14 protein-coding genes and 1 tRNA gene are annotated in these 19,065 nt (G+C 65.8%); 6 read left to right on the forward strand and 9 right to left on the reverse strand.

Annotated elements, in window-relative coordinates; genetic code table 11:
* Positions 1–491 precede the first annotated feature (491 nt).
* The 5 genes from HMPREF9006_RS07785 to HMPREF9006_RS07805 all read right to left on the reverse strand — a co-directional run bounded on the left by HMPREF9006_RS07785 (position 492) and on the right by HMPREF9006_RS07805 (position 7,988).
* Positions 492–1,736, reverse strand: coding sequence for a multidrug effflux MFS transporter (locus HMPREF9006_RS07785; RefSeq protein ID WP_034232325.1), 1,245 nt, complete (start codon positions 1,734–1,736; stop codon positions 492–494).
* Between the two features lie 144 nt (positions 1,737–1,880).
* Positions 1,881–3,791, reverse strand: a complete 1,911-nt coding sequence (locus HMPREF9006_RS07790) for a PfkB family carbohydrate kinase (RefSeq protein ID WP_034231468.1) — start codon at positions 3,789–3,791, stop codon at positions 1,881–1,883.
* Positions 3,792–3,805: 14 nt separating this feature from the next.
* Positions 3,806–5,740: a carbohydrate kinase gene (locus tag HMPREF9006_RS07795; protein ID WP_009213053.1), complete on the reverse strand. Its 1,935-nt coding sequence runs from the start codon at positions 5,738–5,740 to the stop codon at positions 3,806–3,808.
* Positions 5,741–5,743: 3 nt separating this feature from the next.
* Positions 5,744–7,849, reverse strand: a complete 2,106-nt coding sequence (locus HMPREF9006_RS07800) for a PfkB family carbohydrate kinase (protein ID WP_009213054.1) — start codon at positions 7,847–7,849, stop codon at positions 5,744–5,746.
* Positions 7,850–7,916: 67 nt separating this feature from the next.
* Positions 7,917–7,988, reverse strand: a tRNA-Lys gene (locus HMPREF9006_RS07805).
* 31 nt (positions 7,989–8,019) lie between these two features.
* Between HMPREF9006_RS07805 and HMPREF9006_RS07810 the strand changes: the two genes are divergently transcribed.
* Both HMPREF9006_RS07810 and HMPREF9006_RS07815 read left to right on the forward strand, forming a co-directional pair.
* Positions 8,020–8,649, forward strand: a complete 630-nt coding sequence (locus tag HMPREF9006_RS07810; protein ID WP_009213055.1) for a hypothetical protein — start codon at positions 8,020–8,022, stop codon at positions 8,647–8,649.
* Positions 8,650–8,783: 134 nt separating this feature from the next.
* Positions 8,784–10,031 (forward strand): NUDIX hydrolase, encoded by a 1,248-nt coding sequence (locus tag HMPREF9006_RS07815; protein WP_034232327.1) that lies wholly within the window; start codon positions 8,784–8,786, stop codon positions 10,029–10,031.
* A gap of 84 nt (positions 10,032–10,115) precedes the next feature.
* Here HMPREF9006_RS07815 and HMPREF9006_RS07820 read toward each other — a convergent pair whose 3' ends face one another.
* The 4 genes from HMPREF9006_RS07820 to HMPREF9006_RS07835 all read right to left on the reverse strand — a co-directional run bounded on the left by HMPREF9006_RS07820 (position 10,116) and on the right by HMPREF9006_RS07835 (position 12,889).
* Positions 10,116–10,571, reverse strand: coding sequence for a septum formation family protein (locus tag HMPREF9006_RS07820; protein WP_009213057.1), 456 nt, complete (start codon positions 10,569–10,571; stop codon positions 10,116–10,118).
* A 186-nt stretch (positions 10,572–10,757) separates the two neighbouring features.
* A complete protein-coding gene (locus tag HMPREF9006_RS07825; RefSeq protein ID WP_009213058.1) occupies positions 10,758–11,189 on the reverse strand; it encodes a septum formation family protein in 432 nt (143 codons plus the stop codon).
* Positions 11,189–12,253 carry an inorganic phosphate transporter gene (locus HMPREF9006_RS07830; protein ID WP_009213059.1) on the reverse strand — a complete coding sequence of 355 codons (1,065 nt, stop codon included), beginning with the start codon at positions 12,251–12,253 and terminating at the stop codon, positions 11,189–11,191. Before HMPREF9006_RS07830 ends, HMPREF9006_RS07825 begins: the two co-directional genes overlap by 1 nt.
* Positions 12,254–12,256: 3 nt before the next feature.
* On the reverse strand, positions 12,257–12,889 hold the full coding sequence (locus HMPREF9006_RS07835) for a DUF47 domain-containing protein (protein WP_034231472.1): 633 nt from the start codon (positions 12,887–12,889) through the stop codon (positions 12,257–12,259).
* A 370-nt stretch (positions 12,890–13,259) separates the two neighbouring features.
* On the opposite strand from HMPREF9006_RS07835, the gene HMPREF9006_RS07840 reads away from it, so the two are divergent.
* The 4 genes from HMPREF9006_RS07840 (at position 13,260) to HMPREF9006_RS07855 (ending at position 19,040) form a co-directional block, all read left to right on the forward strand.
* Entirely contained in the window at positions 13,260–15,095 is a 1,836-nt protein-coding gene (locus tag HMPREF9006_RS07840; RefSeq protein ID WP_009213061.1) for a phosphoenolpyruvate carboxykinase (GTP), read from the forward strand.
* Positions 15,096–15,300: 205 nt separating this feature from the next.
* Positions 15,301–16,290, forward strand: coding sequence for an AAA family ATPase (locus tag HMPREF9006_RS07845; RefSeq protein ID WP_009213062.1), 990 nt, complete (start codon positions 15,301–15,303; stop codon positions 16,288–16,290).
* 40 nt (positions 16,291–16,330) lie between these two features.
* Entirely contained in the window at positions 16,331–17,224 is an 894-nt protein-coding gene (locus tag HMPREF9006_RS07850; RefSeq protein WP_009213063.1) for a DUF58 domain-containing protein, read from the forward strand.
* 214 nt (positions 17,225–17,438) lie between these two features.
* Positions 17,439–19,040, forward strand: a complete 1,602-nt coding sequence (locus tag HMPREF9006_RS07855; protein ID WP_009213064.1) for a SpaH/EbpB family LPXTG-anchored major pilin — start codon at positions 17,439–17,441, stop codon at positions 19,038–19,040.
* The last annotated feature ends 25 nt before the right edge of the window (positions 19,041–19,065 follow it).

The following is a 19,065-nucleotide window of genomic DNA, read 5'->3' on the forward strand; positions in this document are numbered from 1 at the left end:
TCCAGAACGAGTAGGCGATCTGCGCGGTGTCAGAATTTAGCGCGTGCATAATGCTGGAGCATGCGTGCATCTGATGTGCGCATCAACGGGGTCTGCTCGGTGCTGATGGATACGTGGTCTTCTTTGTACGCCTTGTTTTGTTACAAACGTCGTCAAACCACCCCCTTTTCGAAGAAGGTTTAGCGCTTTGTGTTACAAACGTCGTCAATCTGCCGACAAAACAGCCGAAACTAGGTGATTTCAGGCGTGGAATGACGACGTTTGTAACATCCAGGTGCGGAGAAGGACTGATATTGCTGCGGATTGACGACGTTTGTAACAAGACTTGGGCACGCCAACCTTCCGAGGTGTGGTCAAGCGCTGTGGAGTGGTGCACTCGTTTTGTGTCCTTCGGGTTGGGTTACGCGCTGAGTTGGAGTGTGAGTTCCTCCTGTTGGCCGGCTTGGGGTGTTGTGCCAGTCTTCTCGCGATCTTCCTCGCCCTAAGAGACCTCAGTCGAGGTTGAGCCGACGCGGCGTGCGCGCACCGCCGCGGGCGATCACCCAGAAAGCGAACCATGCGCCGACCGAACCGACGATCATGACGAGCACCATCGGCACGGCGCTGTCGCCGCCCGAGGTTGCCAGAGGAGCGGCGATGCCGTTCGCGATCGACTGACACACGCCCATGACGGACGAGGCCGTGCCCGCGTGCTCGCGCGCCTCACTCATGGCCCGCGCGCCCGCGTTGCCGAAGATGAACGCGTTCGCCGTCATGATGAGCGCGAAGCCCACGCACGTGAGGATCAGCGGCAGGTCGAGGAGGAACGTCGAGATCGCCAGCGTCACCACGCCGGTCGCCGCGATCACCAGGCCTGTGATGATGAGGGTGCGCGGCGTGAAGTGCGAGATCAGGCGCACGTTCACCAGCGCGAAACCGGTCGACAGCAGCGCGTTGAACGCGAACACCCACGCGAAAGCCATGGGGGAAAGGCCCAGCGGCCCCTGCAGCACGTACGTGGCGTTCGAGATGTAGCCAAACATGCAGAAGCTCGAGAAGGCGTTGGTCAGCATGAAGCCCACGAAGGGGCGGATATGCACGACCTGGACGAGGCCCTGGAAGAACCTGGAGATGCCGCCGGGATGGCGGCGCTCCTTGGGGAGGGACTCGGGCACGACGAACCACGCGAGGGCCGCCATGAGCAGAGTGAACGCGGCGAGTGCCCAGAAGACGACCCTCCATGTCGCGTGCGTGATGATGAATGCGCCGAGGACCGGGGCGAGCATCGGCGCGAAACCGACGATCGCCTGGATGAGGCTCATCGCGCGCGCCAGTGTCTTGCCGTGCGCGACGTCGACGAGGATCGCGCGCGCCACCGACGAGGCGATGCCGCCGCCGAGGCCCTGGAAGACTCGGCCCACGAGGAGCACCCAGATGCCCGGCGCAAACACGCAGATCATGGAGCCGACCAACGCGATGATGCCGCCCGCGACGATGGGGCGGCGGCGCCCGATCTGGTCCGAGATGGCGCCGCCCAGGACCTGGCCGGTCGCGAAGCCGACGAAGAAGGTCGTGAGCGTGAAGCCGAGCATCGTCGAGTTCGTCGCCAGGTCCACCGTGATCTGCGGGAACGCGGCCGAGTACATGTCGGTCGCCATCGGCGGCACGGCGTTTTGGACGGCCAGCGTGATCAGCAGGGCAACCGTGAGCGCCCCGCCGATGATGCCGCCGCGGTCCTGGGGGTCGTCATTCGCCATGATGTGATTGTGCACCCTTTGGGGCGCAAAATAGATGACTCGGTTGAATATTTGACACATCTCGCACGTTTGGGTCTCCCGACCTGCGCAGATGTGGTGCAGCTGGGGTCGTTCAGTTGAAGGGCAACCGAGTCTGCGCGGCGCTCACTCCCCGTCTGTGCGTGCCTCCAGCGCGTCCGCCGCGGCCTCGATGTCCTCGCGCGTGGGACATGAGGCCGGGCCGGGCATGGTCGAGGCCAGGGCACCCGCGCAATTCGCCAGAAGGATGCACCGCTCGAGGGGGTAGCCGAGCGCGAGGGCGGCAGCCAGAACGCCGTAGTGGGCGGCAGCTGAACCGATGGGGTCAACGGATTCGACGGCAGGTGCCAGGAAGCGGGTGACAGGCTTGACCACTGAGGTCTTTTCCTGCAACGTGCGCGCCAGGTAGGACTCGTATGAACTCGTACTAATCAGCGTGTACCGATCAAAGAGATTCTGGACGAAGCTCGCCGAGTGATCGGGATCTTTGCTGGCGTCGAAGGCCGAGCGGTCGCTCACGATTGGCTCGCACAGGCCCTGTACATTGCTCTGGCTCAGTGCCATCAGCACATTGTCGTTGGGCAACTGGTGCGGCCCAACGCCACCCCTCGATGAATCAATAATGACTCGCGTGTGCTCAGGCAGCTGGATGGCAGCGTTCTCGGCAACTGCAAGAACAGCCGGTGACCTTTCAAGGCTGCCGTCGACGAATAAGATGTCCGAGGGGCCCAGGGTCCGGATGGCCTCGTCCCATGCGTGCTCGGGAACGTTCTCGATGAACGAGAGTTTATCTCCGCGGTAGGTTCCGATGACGTAGGACCGGTAGCCGCTGTCGCACCCCCGCACGCGAGGACCCGCGTCGATGATCCCCTCGCGAGCCAGAGCCTTGGCGATGATTGAGCCACGGGGCCCTTCGCCGATTGGGCTGAGGCTCACGACCTCGATGCCCATGGCGCGGGCGGCGCGCATCGCCGTGAAGGTGAGGTCAATGTGGACGCCCTCTCGGGTGGCCCACTCGTCGCCGACGGGCAGAGGCTCGTCCGCGGATTGCCGGTCGTACCTCAGCGTCAGCTCGGTCATGAAGACGACGCGGCCTACGGGCGCGTCGCCCCTAGAAGGCCCGAGCGGGGTGGGTTTGCTCTCTGACTCGAAGGCGGCATAGCGCGTACAAACCGTGGAGCGGGGATCCTCGAAGGAAGTCGGACCGCTTCGTCGATATCGAGGCCCCGAGCGTCCCGCCGCGCGGCTGAGCCAAGCCGCTGACGCGGGAGGGCGCAGCTCGAGGAGCTGACCGGCGATCCGCATCGGATCGAAGCCTGAGTGCTCGTTGGTGTGTGCCTGCTTCCTGAGCCGGGCGCTGAAGCCGCGTCCGCTGAGGGGTGACAGAATGCTGGAGATGACCGTACACAGCTGCGGATTGCCGCTGAGCTCGGCGATCTCGGACGAGATCGCCGAGCTATAGCTGAGAGGCGGAATGTAGAAAGACAACGGGATGACCAGGCTCGACGAAGGGTGAGCAGCCAGCTTCTGCCTCAACAGATTGATGGGCGACCAGTAATCAACCCACTTGGAGTTGCTGAGGACATTCATCGCACGTCGCGTTGCCGTCAGGATATCGGGGCCCTCTTCCGCTTCCCCGCGCGGGGACAGGGAGGCGACGAACTCTACTGCCTCACCAGCGGGAGCAGCATAGGAGTCGAGAGCGAGTGATACAGCCGCCGCGAGGAGTGCCGCCGACTGGAACTCGTCCCGGGTCGTGCAGCCGCATGCGAACCACACGGTCCTGGCAAATGCCTCAGGGTCGATCGTTGACAGAGCGATGCCGATGGGAAGTGCGCACATGAGGCGATCGCGTTCGCTTGTTGCGGGGGAGAGCCAGTGTCCGGATTGAATGGAGTGCAGGCCGTCCGGGGCCTTTAGGAGCTGTGCGGCGACGACCATTGCGTGAGCCGTGAACCGCGAGGCTGTGGCGTCGTCTGCGCCCTCGGGCACCATGGCTGCCATCGCCGCGAATGCGCGGGGGAGTCGTGGATCCATCTGTTCTCTCCTTGTCAGGCCAGATCGACGTGCGATAGTTGGGCGGCCGCCGACTCGATGGTTTCGCGCGTGGGGAGCGAGTTCGGGGTCGCAAGGGAGGCTGCGCAATTTGCCAGCAGAGTCGCCCGATCGGCCGGAATTCCGACGGCGAGACAGCCCGCAAGCGTGCCGGAGTGGACCTCCGCCGTGGGCAGTGCGCCCGGCTGCGCGGGGGTGGGGGCTGGGATGCGCATGACCATCGGACGAATCATGCGAGCATCGTCGAGATCGGGGCGCGCGAAGTATGCGTTCCCCTCCTCCGTGCGCAGCACGATGTGGCGCTTCGCGAGCATGGCGAGGGCCGAGGCCTGCACCTCGGGCGTGTCGTTATCATCGTAGAAGGGGTAATGGACATCGAAATGCCGGGTGAAACCGTCGAAGCCTCGCGCGTGGGAGGCGCGCAGAGACACGATGACGTTGTCGTGGGGCAGGCCCTTGAGGAAACCCTTACTCTGCGAGGCGTCGAAGACCACGCGTGCGTGCTCGGGCAGGCCCTTCACGGCCTCGCGCAGGGCGCGTGCGTGCTCCTCGGAGTCGATGAGTGATCCATCGATCCATAGGACATCCGAGGGGTCCATTGCCTGGATGGCCTCGGCCCACACGCGGCTCATGTCAGGGGTGATGGTGGTGGTTGTCGAGACGGCCAGGCGCCAGCCGTTGTCCGCGGTGAAGATGAGCCTGTATCCGTTGTCGACCCCCGTCAAGCGTGGGCCAGCGTCGACGATGTTCTCGCTCCTCAGCGCCTTCGAGATGATTGAGGCGTTGGTGCCCTGTCCCATCGGGCTGAGGGAGACAACCTCTGCACCCATGCGCCGGGCCGCCACCAGGGCCTTGAAGCTTCCACCCGTGGACTGTCCCAGGTCGGTGGCCCACACGTCCCCGCCACGTTTTGGGTACTCGGTCGAGTGCATGGCCTGGTCGACGAGTAGTTCACCGAGGAAGAGGACGCGCCCAGTCTGCCCGCCCGAGTGACGGGGAATGACGGGTGGGTTGACGGGCTCGAAGTAGCGCTGGCGTGTGCGCAGGTTCCACGGGATTTCCTTGAACGAGGCCGGGGCTGAGGAGCCGGTCAACGGCGTGGACGCGACGGGGGCGAGAAGGTCGCCGGGGTAGGGCATGCGGCTTGCGAGCAATCCATGCGCACGCCGCTTCAAGTCAATCTTGAACACAGCCTCGATGTGCGTATACCCGTAGGGGCGAAGCAAACTCGCTCCCCGAACCGCGCCGACTAGCGCGCCGGCGATGGACAGGATCACGCGCGCCTGGGCACCCAGGTGCAGGGGAGAGGTCAGGAGGTGGAGGTCCTGGTAGCGGGAGGCCAAGGCAAAGGCCATGGGGACGATCTGCGAGGGTGAATCGCCCGCACCGATCTGCTCGACGAGACGATCGAGGGGGGACTCGATGTACTCGTTCACGTCGCTGACGATGTTCAACGCCCGACGAGTCGCGGCCACGACGTCCGGTTCCGGGCTCCATGCGCCGCGTGCATCCAGAGATGAAGCGACATCGACGGCTCGTACCAGAACATCTGATACATAGAAATTCGGGCTGTCGAGGCCGAGTGAAACCGCCGCAGCAACGAGAGTCACCGCCTGAAACTCCCGGCAATTTGGTTCCTCATCCTCGCAGTTGTTCCACACGGCGTCCGCGAATGCCTGCTGCCCGCTCGTCGAGGTGGAGATGCCGATCAGGAGGCCGCTGATCAGCAAAGCGTAAAAGTCTTGAAGGTGGCTCAACTGTGAAGGGAACGTCGGTAGTCCCACCGGCTCATGCGATGCCAGCAGCGCGAGAACGGATTCGCCGACGCTTGTGGTGGCCGTGCCGTTCTCGCTCGCGGCTTCACCCCCGAGTTCCCAGCCGAAGATGAGTCCGGCTAGCGCGCCGTGGGCGCGATCAAAACGTGGATCCATTGTTCAGTCCTCCTGCTCGGCCAGCGCGTCAGCTGCGGCCTTGATCTGGGTGCGAGGCGGGCATGTCGCGGGTCCAACCGTGGTCGATGCCAGGGCGCCCGCGCAGTTTGCGAGCACGAGTGCCCTCTCCATGGACGTGCCCTGTGCGAGGGACGCTGCCAGCACTCCCGTGTGCGCGTCGCCCGCGCCGTTCGTGTCGATTGCCTCGACGCTGAGAGACGGGATATATGTGGAGGACAGCTTTGCGGAGTCCGTGTAGCGCGTGAAGTACGCGCCGTCCTTCCCCGCTCGCACGACTACGTCGCGCCGGAGCAGCGTCGCCATCGCGATGGGTGCGTCTTCGGCGGGGAGCCATGAGCGTACGTCGATGGCCTTGCGATCGGCGTCTCTCCACAGGACGGCCGCTTCGCTTGTGCTCATGGAAATCAAGGTGGTGGGGGGAAGTCCATCCGGGATTCCGATAACGGGGGAGACGTCCAGGATGACGCGCACGCCCTCGGGTAGGGCCCGCAATGCAGCCTCCGCGGCCTCCCTGTTCGCGGGGTGGTCCATGAGGTAACCGTCGATGTAGAGCACGTCGTCGGGGCTCATCGTTCGCACGAAGTCCGCCCACGCGCTCGCGGGGGTCATCGTCTCCGCCCCCCTCGTGGAGATGAAGGTACGTTCGGCGCGGCGATCAATGAGGGCGATGCAGAACCCGTTGTCCACGCCCTCCACGCGCGGGCCTGCGTCGACGATTCCCTCCCGTGCGAGGGCATCCGTGATCAGCGACGCGTGGGGCCCGGCGCCGATCGGGCTGAGGGAGACGGCCTCGGCTCCCATACGCCGAGCGGCCACGAGGGCGTTGAATCCGCCGCCCACATGCGTGCCTGCGTCGCGCGCACGCTCGTACCCGCCGCCGTATATCGGCCCGGCGCCCTGAAGAACCCGGTCCACGAGGATCTGCCCCATGAGGACGACGCGGCCCTCCGTGGAATTGGGTGACGAGGCGGGGGCTGACTTCTCGGGGGTCGTCCGCTCGCTCGAAATGTCGGCCCCGTCCGCCGACAACGCATCTGTGTCAGGGCCCTCCTGATGACCGTTAAGTGCCTGATCGCGCAGCTCCAGGAGCTTGCTCGTGATGGGTTGCAGGCCGAGGTGGGAGACCTCCTCGATCATCGAGAGGCTGTCTGTGGGCAGAACCTGAACGCCGAGGGCAGCGCCCAGGATCGCGCCCGCGATCGCGCCGATCGTGTCGGTATCGCCGCCGATGTTGGCGGCGTCCAGGAGGGCCTGCGGCGAGGGGTCGCGCGCGAGCAGCGCAAAGGCCATGGGGATCGCGTGCGCCGAGGCCACGGACGTTCCCACCTGCTGGGCGAGGCATTCCAGGGACGACGATGCTGGGTTGATGGACAGCTGCATGGCCCTGCGCGTCGCCGCAACGACGTCCGGGTCGGGGGCCCACGCGCCGCGCACGGGGAGGGAATCGACGAAGGTCAGGGCCTTCCACAGCAGGGACCTCAGATCCGGGGCCGTCGAGCGCGCAGAGTCGATGCCCAGGGACACGGCCGCCGCCACGAGGGCAGCCGACTGGAAGCCCTGGCGCGTCGCGTGCGTGACCTGACAGGAAGACCAGACGGCATCCGCAAAGGCCTCGGGATCGGCCGTCGACATCGCGATACCGATCGGGGTTACGCGCATCGCGGCGCCGTTCGTCGTGCCTTCCCCACCCACGGCGAGCGGGTCCTCGCCCGCCCGCACCCGTTCGAGCGCTGCCTTCGTGGAGGGACCCAACAGGTCGAGCGATCCGCGCCGAATCATCGAATCCTCCCAGGCCAGCAACGCATCGGCGAACTCGCCCGCGTCCAAGGCAACGCGACCCGAGGCCAAGCCCCGGCCTCGTACCAGGAGGGAAGCCACCAGCAGCGCCTGTTCCGTGTCGTCCGTGACCGAACCCGCCGCCATACCGGGCGCGTAGGGCTGGCTCGCGTCCGCGTCAACGAGGCCCGTCACCCTCCCGTAGACGGCGCGAATCTGCTGGGGGGACATTGCCTGGGTTGGCATGCCGAGGGCGTCGCCGAGCGCCAGGCCCGCCAGGGCGCCATACGCGCGCGAAAAACGAGGATCCATGCTGCACCTCCGGCGCGGGCGCGCGCCCGCGAATAGCGTGAACGCCCCGGAAAACCGAGGCGACCAGTAGGCCCAGGGGGACTCGAACCCCCAACCTACGGATTAAAAGTCCGCTGCTCTACCATTGAGCTATAGGCCCAGCAGCCCCATTGTAGGAGGAACCGGTCCCCATGGCACAATCGAATACCCCTCGCCGCCCGGCCATGCTCGATGCGGCCCGGGCCGAAACCATCGTCGGCGATGAAGATCCCGCCGCATCCGCCGCCGTCGCCCACACCGCGGCGTGGGCGCTCATGGGTGTGGGGGATGAGTCCTTCACCGACGCGGACGTCGCGCGTCTGCGCGACACGGTGCGCTCCGTGGGCGTGGATGTCATCGCGCACGCGTGGTCGCGCAGCCCGGAGTTCACCCTCCCCGGGGCGCTGTGGCGCCTCTACCTGCTCCACGAGTGGTATCACCGCGACCCCGGCCTGGTGGAGTCCCGATACGCGCAGGGGCTGCGTGCGCCCATCATTCAGGGGCTCGAGGCGCCCGTTCAGGTCCGCCCGCTGCGAGCGGTCATGCAGGAGGTCGACGCGCTGCTGCGCGGGGACCTGACCGACGATGACCTGGACGGGGTTCTTGCCCAGGCGTCGCGCGCGATGCGCGTCCTGGCCGCCGGCGAATCTGGCCCCCTGTGGATCGAGGACCCGACCGACCCCCTCGCACACCGCGTCACCATGCGCACCTCCGCGCTGTTGGCCACGGCCGACGAGCTTGACCTCGCCGCACGCGAGGCGGCCTTCGGAACCCTCGACTGACCCCTCGTTCGCAGAGTCGGTGCTGATCCGGGCGTGTCCTGGACGGCCTCGTGGAAGGCCCGAAACGGGGTGAGGTGGCACGCCCGCCAGGGCACGCGAGGCGGCGTGCGACTACCCTGGACCCTATGCCTGCGATGCCAGCCCCACGCCCCCAGCGACTCGTTCGCTCTGCCGGCGCGCTCGTCTGGCGCTTCATGGATCCGGCGCGCCTGGCCGCACCCGGCGAGGTCATTGATCCGGCCGACATCGAAGTCCTCATGGTCCACCGCCCCCGCTACCACGACTGGTCGTGGCCCAAGGGCAAGGCGGAGCACGGGGAGCCTCTGGTTGCTGCCGCCGTGCGGGAGGTTGAGGAGGAAACCGGCCAGGTCGTAACCCTCGGCGCCCCGTTGACGACGCAGCGCTACCGACTCGGTGGCGGGCAAACCAAGGAGGTCCACTACTGGGTGGGAACTCCGGTGTCGGGCGGGCCCGCAGCGTTTGTGCGCGCGCCCGTCGCCCGCGCTCCCCGCACCGAGATCGATCGAGCCGAGTGGGTGGCCCCCGAGCGCGCCGCCGAGATGCTCACCCGCCGAGGCGACCGCCGCCTTCTCTCCGACCTTCTCGCCCGCGCTCGCGAGGGCCGCCTCGTGACCACAACGCTCCTCGTCCTGCGTCCCGGGCAGGGCCTCACCCCGCGCCTCGACGAGGCCGGGGACGTCCACGCGCCCGCCTCTCCTTCCGCTTCTTGCGGCGGCTCCGCGGCACCTGCTGAGGCGTCGGCTCCTTCCAAGCCTCGCCCCGCGCCGACCCCCGCGATGGTTGCGTCCGCTGCGGCCAGGAGGGCTGCCCAGGTGGAGCAGGCCTCGGCGAAGAAGACCGAGAGCGCGCCGGAACCCGTCGACCCGCCGCTTAGTCGATTCGGCGTGCGCCAGGCCTTCGACCTCATCGATCTGCTTTCCAGCTTCGGCGTTGCGCGCGCGTTCGCGTCGCCGGCAGCCCGCTCGCGCCAGAGCCTCACCCCGTGGGCGTCGATGGGTGGGGGCTCGGTGACCCTTGTCGAGTCTCTCGACCTGGCCGCCTCCGGCCCGGATGCGCAGGTCGATGCCGAGGCTCGCCTCGGACGCGTCCGCGCCTTCGCGGCCGAGCGCCTGCGCGAGCACGCGGCCCCCACGGTCCTGTCAGTCACGGGTTCCGCGCGTGATGCCATCATCGAGGAAATCCGCGCCTACGCGTCGGCTCCCGTCGCCGGCGCTGAGGCCCCGCGGCTGACGCGTGGCCAGGTCCTTGTCGCCCACGTCGAACACGGCCCCGATGGGCTGGTCGTCGCCGCCCTCGAAACTCACGGCGTCACGACGAAGAATCCCGCCGCTCACGCGCGTCGGGGAAACAAGCGCCACTGATGGGCAGGCGCGTGGGTGCGCTCGCCATACGGATGTGGCGGTCCGGCCAGAGCCGAACCGCCACGCGAGCCGCGCGGGTGCGCGTCACATTCCGGAGTCCTTCACCGAAGAGGTGAGCTTCGAATGATCGAGCGGCGTTGCCATGCACACGACCTCGCGGTCTCCGATCGCCCATGTGGTCTTGGTGGGGTACGTCGTGTAGATATCGAGGCTCGATTCTTCGTAGGCCGTGCCGATGTAGCCCTCGAATGCGTCCGCGCACTCGTTCCCCGCCTTCTCTTTCAGGTCGGACTCAGGGGGAAGCTCGGAGTCGGTCAGCTTCAGAATGTGGAAGACCTCTGCATCGTGCTCGGCGGTGCATTCGGTGGTTTCGAAGCGTGAGACGCGGTCGCCGTCGGGAACCTGGACGCACTGTCCCACCTCCATCGTGAAAGCGGAGGTGTTGTTGCCAAGGGGGAGGAGGGAACAACCCGACAGGCCGCCGGCGAGGGTGGCAACGGCGGCCGCGAGGGCGAGGCGGCGGGGAAGAGGCAGGGACATGATGCTCCTTGAGTGATGGGTGGGGGCGTCCCGGGAATCGAGGTGTCGCGTGCTGAGGCGCGCGTTCCCGGAGAATGCGCTGATGTTTCCCAAAAACTATAACAATGACACGACCGAATGGACAAGCTTCGGGTGGTGCCGAGACCGTGCCCGATACCACCTGATGAAGCTGTTTGTCAGGACCAGTTACAAGCCGGAGTCCTTCACGGAACTCGTCAACTTGGAGTGATTCAACGGGCGCACCAGGCACACGATCAAACGATCCTTCTGCGCCCAGGAGTCTTTCGTGGGAATCATCCACGTGGCATCCAGGGACGAGGTGAGGTAATCGGACCCCACGTAATCGCCGAACGTGGAGATGCACTCGCTTTCCGCCTGCTTGTTCAGCGCGTCGGCGCCCGGGAAATCGCCGTCGGGCGCCGACGTCACGTAGAACACTTCGGCGTCGTGTTCGCGCGCGCACCCCGTCGTCTCGATGGTCGTTGCGGTCGCCTCCGCCGGCAGCATGACGCACTGCCCGACGCGCATGTGCATGACCGATGCGTCCGAGCAGGCGGCCAGCGGCGCCGTGACGAGGGCGAGAGTGGCCGCCAGGGAGACGAGGCGAGCGCGTTCCACTAGTGAACCCCCAGCGGCAGAGCAACTGCCAGGTACACGATCGCCGACACGGCTGCCGCGGCGGGGAGCGTGAGGAACCATGCGATGACAATGTTGCCGGCGACGCCCCACCGGACCGCCGAGAAGCGCTTCGTGCATCCCACGCCCATGATCGCGGTCGACACGACCTGGGTCGTGGAGATGGGGGCGTGAATCACGTAGGAGCACAGGTAGAGGATCGACGAGGACACGGCCTCGGCGGTGAATCCGCGCGCCGGATCCAGGTCGATGATCTTGCGTCCGATCGTGCGCATGATGCGCCCGCCTCCGGCCATCGTGCCCAGCGAAATCGCCAGGGCGCCCGAGATCTTGACCCACAGCGGCACGTTCATCTCACCCGTGACGGGATCGAGGATGTTGTGGTGCTCGCCGTAGCCGCCGGCCAGCAGCGCCATGACGATGATGCCCATCGTCTTTTGCGCGTCCTGGATGCCGTGGCCCAGGGCCATGGCCGCCGAGGAGAAACGCTGCGCGGCGCGGAAGCGGCGCATCGTGCGGTGATACTGCGCGTGACGCAGCACCCACAGCACGATCTTCATGGCGATGTAGCCAATGACGAAGCCGATGATGGGGGAGGCGAACATCGGGATCACGACGTGGCTCACGATGCCCCACCAGTAGACGACGGTGCCGCTCATCAGGCCGGCACCCACCATGCCGCCGATCAGGGCGTGCGAGGAGGAGGATGGAAGCCCGAACCACCAGGTGATCAGGTTCCAGATGCAGGCGCCCAGAAGCGCGGCGAGGATGATGACCAGGCCCTTTTGCTGCATCGCCGGCAGCGGAGATTCCGCATAGTCGCTGATCGAAATGATGCCCTTACCGACTGTCTTCGCGACGGCCGTTCCCATCATGGCGCCGATGACGTTCATCGTCGCGGCCATGAGCAGCGCGGCGCGAGGGGTCCACGCGCGGGTCGACACGGAGGTCGCGATCGCGTTCGCGGCGTCGTGGAAGCCGTTCGTGTAGCTGAAGAACAGCGCGACGAGGATGACGACGCAGACGAGGATCAGGTTGAGATCCACGGCTCAGGATTCCTTCAGCGCGAGGGACTCGATGACGTTGGCCAGCTCCTCGAAAGCGTCGGCGCAGGACTCGAGGCCCTGAACGATGTCCTTGAGCTTAATGATCGTGACCGCGTCCAGGCCGGAGTCGAAGAGGGCCGTGAGGGTGCGGCGGTAGGCCAGGTCGCCCTCGTTCTCGAGGCGGTTGATCTCGATCCAGTAGTCGCGCATGTCCACGGGCGACTTGAGCTTCGGCATGTTCTCGGCGGTGAGATCCGCGCAGTTCTTGATGACGTCGATCTGAACGTTGAGCAGGGAGACGAGGGAGGAGGGGATGTCGGCGATGCCGTAGACGACCAGGAGGTCGCCGGCCTCGTCGATGAAGTCGAGGCAGTCGTCGAGGTGGGAGGCGAGGGACTGGAGGTCCTCGCGGTCGAAGGGGGTGATGAACGAGGAGTTGATGCGCTGGATGATCTCGTGGTTGAGCTCGTCGCCGCGGTGCTCGACCTCGTGGAGCTGGTCACGCAGGGCGATGCGCTCTTCGGGGGAGGCGGCGTAAATGTGTGTCAGGAACTCGACGGCCTGCACCAGCTGGCGGGCCTGGGATGTGAAGTCTTCAAAAAAGTCAGGGCCTTGGGTCTTGTTTCGGAATCCCATGGTGTGCTCGGTCCTTCCAATGGTGAATAGCACTGTTGTGCTACCTGCAATCGTCGGTCATGGGGCGGTGCGACTTCAAGTTCAGATGCGCTTTTGTGACCCCGTATCTCGTGTTCTATCTCACGAGGAACGGGTCCGCTTCCCTTTCTTCCCACTGGCGAGGCCCAGGGGCGATTGGTCGGCCACGGTACCGCCCGCGTGTGGGCTGAAGGTCCCTTCAGAGCGGGCGGTGTGTGACGCGTTCGACTAGACTCAAGATGTGATCGGGACCAAGCGCCCGCAAGCGTTGGCATTGGTTCCGGCATGATTGATTCTGTCAATCGGGGACGCAGATGCGGCCTCGACAATCCGAAATGCCTCAGGAGGCAAAATGTCCGTGACTGAACAGGATGTGCGTGCAGCGGCTCCGGCCAACGCTCCCGAAGATGTCATCAAGTGGGTTGCGCAAATCGCTGAGCTTACCACCCCTGACGCCATCGAGTTCTGCGACGGCTCCCAGGAAGAGTGGGATCGCCTGACCTCGCAGATGGTCGAAAGCGGCATGTTCACCAAGCTCAACGAGGAGAAGCGCCCGAACTCCTTCCTCGCTCGCTCCAAGCCGTCCGATGTTGCGCGCGTTGAGTCCCGTACCTTCATCTGCTGTGAGAAGGAAGAGGACGCGGGCCCGACCAACCATTGGGCCGATCCCAAGGAAATGAAGGCCACGCTCCGCGAGAAGTTCACGGGCGCCATGAAGGGCCGCACCCTGTACGTGGTGCCCTTCTCCATGGGCCCCCTCGGCGGCCCCATCTCCCAGCTCGGCGTCGAGATCACCGACTCCCCCTACGTTGTCGTCAACATGCGCATCATGACCCGCATGGGTGCTGCTGCCATGGACCTCATCAACGAGGGTCGCGTGTGGGTTCCCGCCGTTCACTCCGTCGGCGCTCCCCTGGAGCCCGGTCAGGAAGACTCCAACTGGCCCTGCAACGACGAGAAGTACATCACCCACTTCCCGGAGACCAATGAGATCTGGTCCTTCGGCTCGGGCTACGGCGGCAACGCCCTGCTGGGCAAGAAGTGCTTCGCGCTGCGTATCGCCTCGACGATGGCACGCCGTGATGGCTGGATGGCCGAGCACATGCTGATCCTGCGCCTGACCCGCGAGTCCACCGGCCAGCAGTTCCACGTCACCGCCGCGTTCCCCAGCGCCTGCGGCAAGACCAACCTGGCCATGCTCCAGCCCACGATCCCCGGCTACAAGGTCGAGACCGTCGGCGACGACATCGCGTGGATGCGCCCCGGCCCCGACGGGACCCTGCGCGCCATCAACCCCGAGGCGGGCTTCTTCGGCGTCGCCCCCGGCACCTCCTACAAGACCAACCCCATGGCCATGGAGACCGGCAAGGCCAACTCCATCTTCACGAACGTCGCCCTGACCGACGACGGCGACGTGTGGTGGGAAGGCATCGACGGCGAGGTCCCGGCGCACCTGATCGACTGGCACGGCAACGACTGGACCCCTGAGTCCGGCGAGAAGGCTGCCCACCCGAACAGCCGCTTCACCGTTCCGGCCTCGCAGTGCCCGATCATCTGCCCCGACTGGGAAGCCCCCGAGGGTGTCCCGGTCGACGCCGTCCTCTTCGGCGGCCGCCGCGCCACCAACGTCCCGCTGGTCGCTGAGCAGTACGAGCCCGCCCACGGCGTGTTCATCGGCGCCTCCGTGGCCTCCGAGGTCACCGCGGCCGCGACCGACGTCAAGGCCGGCTCGCTGCGCCACGACCCCTTCGCCATGCTCCCCTTCTGCGGCTACAACATGGCCGACTACTGGGGCCACTGGATCGAGATGCAGAAGAAGGTCGGCGACAAGTTCCCGAAGGTCTACCAGGTCAACTGGTTCCGCAAGGACGAGGACGGCAACTTCATGTGGCCGGGCTACGGCGACAACGCCCGCGTCCTGGACTGGATCGTTCGTCGCGCGGCCGGTGAGGTCGAGGCGATCGACGGCGTGACCGGCCGCTACCCGAAGTTCGAGGACTTCAACCTTGACGGCCTGGACATTGACGAGGCCGTGTGGGCCAAGCTCTTCGCGATCGATCCCGACGCGTGGGCCGCCGAGATGGACGACACGGAGGAGTACTTCTCGCAGTTCGGCGATAAGCTCCCCGCCGCCATCACCGAGCAGCTGGCCAAGTTCCGCGAGCGCATCGCCGCAGCGAAGGCCTGAGCCGCGGCATCGTCCGCTTCAAGCGGGCGCAGCGGGGGATCCGACCGAGAGGTCGGGTCCCCCGCTGCTTGTCCCTTCCGTCCCGGTGGTGTCCGCGGCGTGGGATGAGGGGAGCGGGCGCGCCCGTCCCACGGGTTCCCGAAAACGTGGTGCGCGCACTAAACTAACCACAGCACCACTTTTCCCGTGCCCACTAGGAGACTTCGTGGCCGAATACCTGACAGATGCGGAACTCGCCCAGGCGAAGGACATGCTCAACCGCATAACCATGATCTACCAGGCGAAAGTTGTCGGGCAGGAGGACCTACGGACGGCGCTGACGGCATGCCTGCTCGCAGGCGGTCACGTCCTGGTCGAGTCGGTGCCCGGTCTGGCCAAGACCACCGCAGCCCAGACTCTGGCCTCGGCGGTGTCGGGAACGTTCCACCGGATCCAGTGCACGCCGGACCTCATGCCCAACGACATCGTCGGGTCTCAAATCTGGAACCAGGCCTCGGGTGAGATGGTCACCCAGCTGGGGCCGGTCCACGCGAACCTGGTCCTGATGGACGAGATCAACCGTTCCAGCGCGAAGACTCAGTCCGCGATGCTGGAGGCGATGCAGGAAGGGCAGACGACGATCGGCGGAGTCAACCACCGCCTGCCCCGCCCGTTCATGGTGATGGCAACCCAGAACCCCATCGAAGAGGAGGGAACGTACGTCCTCCCCGAGGCGCAGATGGATCGTTTCCTGCTCAAGGAGATCATCACCTACCCGGCCCCCGTCGACGAGCTTGAGGTCCTTGAGCGCATCGACTCGGGAGTGATGAGCCTACCGACCTCCTCCGAGCCCGTGTCCATCACGGACGTGCTGTTGCTCCAAGGCCTGACGCGACGCATCTACGTGCACAGCACGCTCAAGGCGTACATCGTCGACATCATCAACACCACGAGGGGCGCCGGTCCCAATCCGCTGCCGGGTTGGACCAAGCACGTGCGCGTGGGTGCCTCGCCGCGAGGGGCGATTGCCCTCATGCAGATCTCGCAGGCGCTGGCCCTCATGGACGGGCGCAACTACGTGGTTCCCGACGACATCAAGAAGCTGCGCTACGGCATCCTGCGGCACCGCATCATTCGTACCTTCGATGCCCTCGCCGACAACGTGTCGGTGGAGGGGCTCATCGACGCGGTGTTCAACGCGGTTCCGGTGCCGTGACGGGTGCGCTCGTGGACCGGCGATCACCAGGAGAACCAGCATGCCAGTGAGGTCGCGTGAGATCCACGCACTGTCGACGCGCATCCAGTTGCCCGTCCTGCGCAAGCTGCTGTCCGTCATGGAGGGACAGCACTCGGCGCTGAGGTGGGGCCGCGGCTGGGAGTTCATGGACCTGGCGCCCTACCAGCCCGGTGACGACGTGCGCGAGATCGATTGGGCGGCGACTGCTCGCACGGGCACCCCCACGATCAAGAGGCACGAGGCGACCGCGAACGTGCAGGTCATCCTGGTTGTCGATACGGGCCGGGAGATGGGGGCGTTGGCGCCGTCGGGGGAGACCAAGGAGGAGGTCGCGCTCGCGGCGTGCGAGGCGATCGCGTGGCTCTCGGTGGCTCGAGGAGATCAGATTGGTCTGGTTGCTGGGGATTCGCGCAGGGTCCGCTTTATGCCCGCTCGTTCGGGCAATGGGCACGCTGAGACGATCATGCGCCGCATTTCGGAGGACATTACGCTGCTTTCTCCGCGCTCGGACGTGCCCCGGCTGCTGCGTCGGGCGTTGACGACGACGAGGCGTCGCTCGCTGATTGTCATCATCAGTGATCAGACGCAGCCGACCCCCACGAAAGAGGCCGATGACATCATCAAGTCGCTGAGCGTGCGCCATCAGGTCATCCAGGTGTCGGTGGCCGACATGAATCCGGCGGATATTGACCAGGATAAAACCGTTATCGACGTCAACGAGGGGCCCCTTCCGGACTTTCTGCGCAGGGACGAACAGCTCGCCCGCGAGGCGAGCATGGTTGTTGAGCAAAGGCGCGCCGCTGTCGCGCGCATGCTTGACATGCGCGGCGTGATCCAGGTGAGCGTAGGCTCCTCGGAGGAGGTTCCGCGAGCGTTGCTCAAGGCGCTGCAGCGCTCGGGATCCCGCAGATAAAGAGGGGTCGAGCCCCCGCGGTCGTCGCACCTCTCTCTACCGAGCGGTAGTCAACTGAGACCTAACGCACAGAATTGCCGGTATTTTACATGGGATCGTGAGATAGCTTTCAAATTTCCCGGTAATCATAGTCTTCTCGGGTCACCTCTCATATATTTGTTGCTGAACCATCCATCCCGTCACGCATAGTGCGGAAGTTATGAGAGGAAGACTAGTGAGCAGGAAGTACGCGCCCCTCGGGCGGCGAATGATCGCCGCCGCGGGTGCTCTCAGCCTCGGAGTCGCCGGGGTTGTTGCGACCAGCGTCGCCACCTTCGCCGAGGATCCGGCCTACGGCACGATCAACCAGAACGCAACGGGTTCGATCATCGTCCACAAGCACCTGAAGAACGCCACGGGCACCATGGGCAAGGTTGACGGCACCGCCGACTCCGGCGGCGACGGCGTCGACGGCGTCACCTTCAAGGCCTACAAGGTCTCGGGCCTGGACCTGTCCAAGCCCACCGACTGGGACAAGCTCGCCGCCCTGGCTGACAACATCCCGTCCAATGCCTGCACGGATCCCGCCCACCCGACCCTGGGTGACAATGCGCCCGCCGTCGATGCTCAGGCTGCCGCTGAGGGGACGACCGCAGGCGGTGGCAAGACCACCCTGGCGGGCCTGTCCGTCGCGGCGTACCTGGTCTGTGAGACCGAGGCTCCCGCCGACATCGTCGAGAAGGCCAAGCCCTTCGTCGTCACGATCCCCTTCCCCAACACCACCAACGGTGGCGAGGGCAAGTGGCTCTACGACGTGCACGCCTACCCCAAGAACCAGAAGATCGAGATCGACAAGACCATCTCCGATCAGACCGTGAACGGCGTGGGCCTTGGCTCGCGCGTGCAGTTCCCCGTCTCCACGACGATCCCCAGCCTCGACACTGATACGAACTTCACCTACTTCTACCTGCGCGACCAGCTGGACAGCCGCCTCTCCGACGGCAAGGTGGACAAGGTCACCCTGGGTGCCGATACGCTGGTCGAGAACACCGACTACGTGCAGTCCAACACGGGCGGCCTGGTCGTCGTCTCCTTCACGCGCGCCGGCCTGGCGAAGCTGAAGGCGAACCCCAACAAGAAGCTCGAGGCGATCTTCTCCGGCACGGTGTCCGCCATCGGCGACGGCACCATCAAGAACAAGGCCACTCTGGTTCAGGACACGCACTACGGCGCCATTCCTCCGAACGAGCCGCCGTCGACTCCTCCGACCGAGCCGAACAACCCGCCGACCTCCCCCGAGGTCTCCACGGACTGGGGCAACGCCCAGCTCCTGAAGTTCGACGCTAACTCCGGTGCCGCCAAGACCGGCATCAAGGGCGCGAAGTTCAAGGTCTACAACGCCGCCGAGCCCTACGCCGCCGACTGCTCCGCCGCCACCAAGGCCGGCGACGCGATCACGGTGAACAACAAGACCGAGTTCGTCTCCGATGACGCGGGCCTCGTGGCAATCGACGGCCTCTACGTCGGCGACTCCGTCGGCTCCGCCGGCCAGGGGTCCCAGGGCGCGACCAAGCGCTGCTACGTCGTCGAAGAGGTTGAGGCCCCCGCGGGCTACGTCCTGCCGCAGAAGACCACGACCGGCATCTCGGTCTCCAAGGGCGCCCTCGCCGCTGCCACGTACAGCGCGGAGATCGCCAACAACAAGCAGCCCGTTCCCCAGCTGCCCCTCACGGGTGCCAACGGCCAGCTGCTCATGACCATCGGCGGCATCTCTCTGGGACTCATCGCCGTGGGATCCACCATGGTGATCCGCTCGCGCAAGCGCAGCGAAGCCTGATGCTCCGGGGTATCGGCGGATCCTT

Source organism: Actinomyces sp. oral taxon 180 str. F0310, from assembly GCF_000185285.1.
Taxonomy (GTDB): Bacteria; Actinomycetota; Actinomycetes; order Actinomycetales; family Actinomycetaceae; genus Pauljensenia.

What these genes read in the sequence shown, in the direction of transcription:
- HMPREF9006_RS07785 (WP_034232325.1), bottom strand. Translation starts at nt 1,736, where the DNA reads ATGGCGAATGACGACCCCCAGGACCGCGGCGGCATCATCGGCGGGGCG.
- HMPREF9006_RS07790 (WP_034231468.1), bottom strand. Translation starts at nt 3,791, where the DNA reads ATGGATCCACGACTCCCCCGCGCATTCGCGGCGATGGCAGCCATGGTG.
- HMPREF9006_RS07795 (WP_009213053.1), bottom strand. Translation starts at nt 5,740, where the DNA reads ATGGATCCACGTTTTGATCGCGCCCACGGCGCGCTAGCCGGACTCATC.
- HMPREF9006_RS07800 (WP_009213054.1), bottom strand. Translation starts at nt 7,849, where the DNA reads ATGGATCCTCGTTTTTCGCGCGCGTATGGCGCCCTGGCGGGCCTGGCG.
- HMPREF9006_RS07810 (WP_009213055.1), top strand. Translation starts at nt 8,020, where the DNA reads ATGGCACAATCGAATACCCCTCGCCGCCCGGCCATGCTCGATGCGGCC.
- HMPREF9006_RS07815 (WP_034232327.1), top strand. Translation starts at nt 8,784, where the DNA reads ATGCCAGCCCCACGCCCCCAGCGACTCGTTCGCTCTGCCGGCGCGCTC.
- HMPREF9006_RS07820 (WP_009213057.1), bottom strand. Translation starts at nt 10,571, where the DNA reads ATGTCCCTGCCTCTTCCCCGCCGCCTCGCCCTCGCGGCCGCCGTTGCC.
- HMPREF9006_RS07835 (WP_034231472.1), bottom strand. Translation starts at nt 12,889, where the DNA reads ATGGGATTCCGAAACAAGACCCAAGGCCCTGACTTTTTTGAAGACTTC.
- HMPREF9006_RS07840 (WP_009213061.1), top strand. Translation starts at nt 13,260, where the DNA reads ATGTCCGTGACTGAACAGGATGTGCGTGCAGCGGCTCCGGCCAACGCT.
- HMPREF9006_RS07850 (WP_009213063.1), top strand. Translation starts at nt 16,331, where the DNA reads ATGCCAGTGAGGTCGCGTGAGATCCACGCACTGTCGACGCGCATCCAG.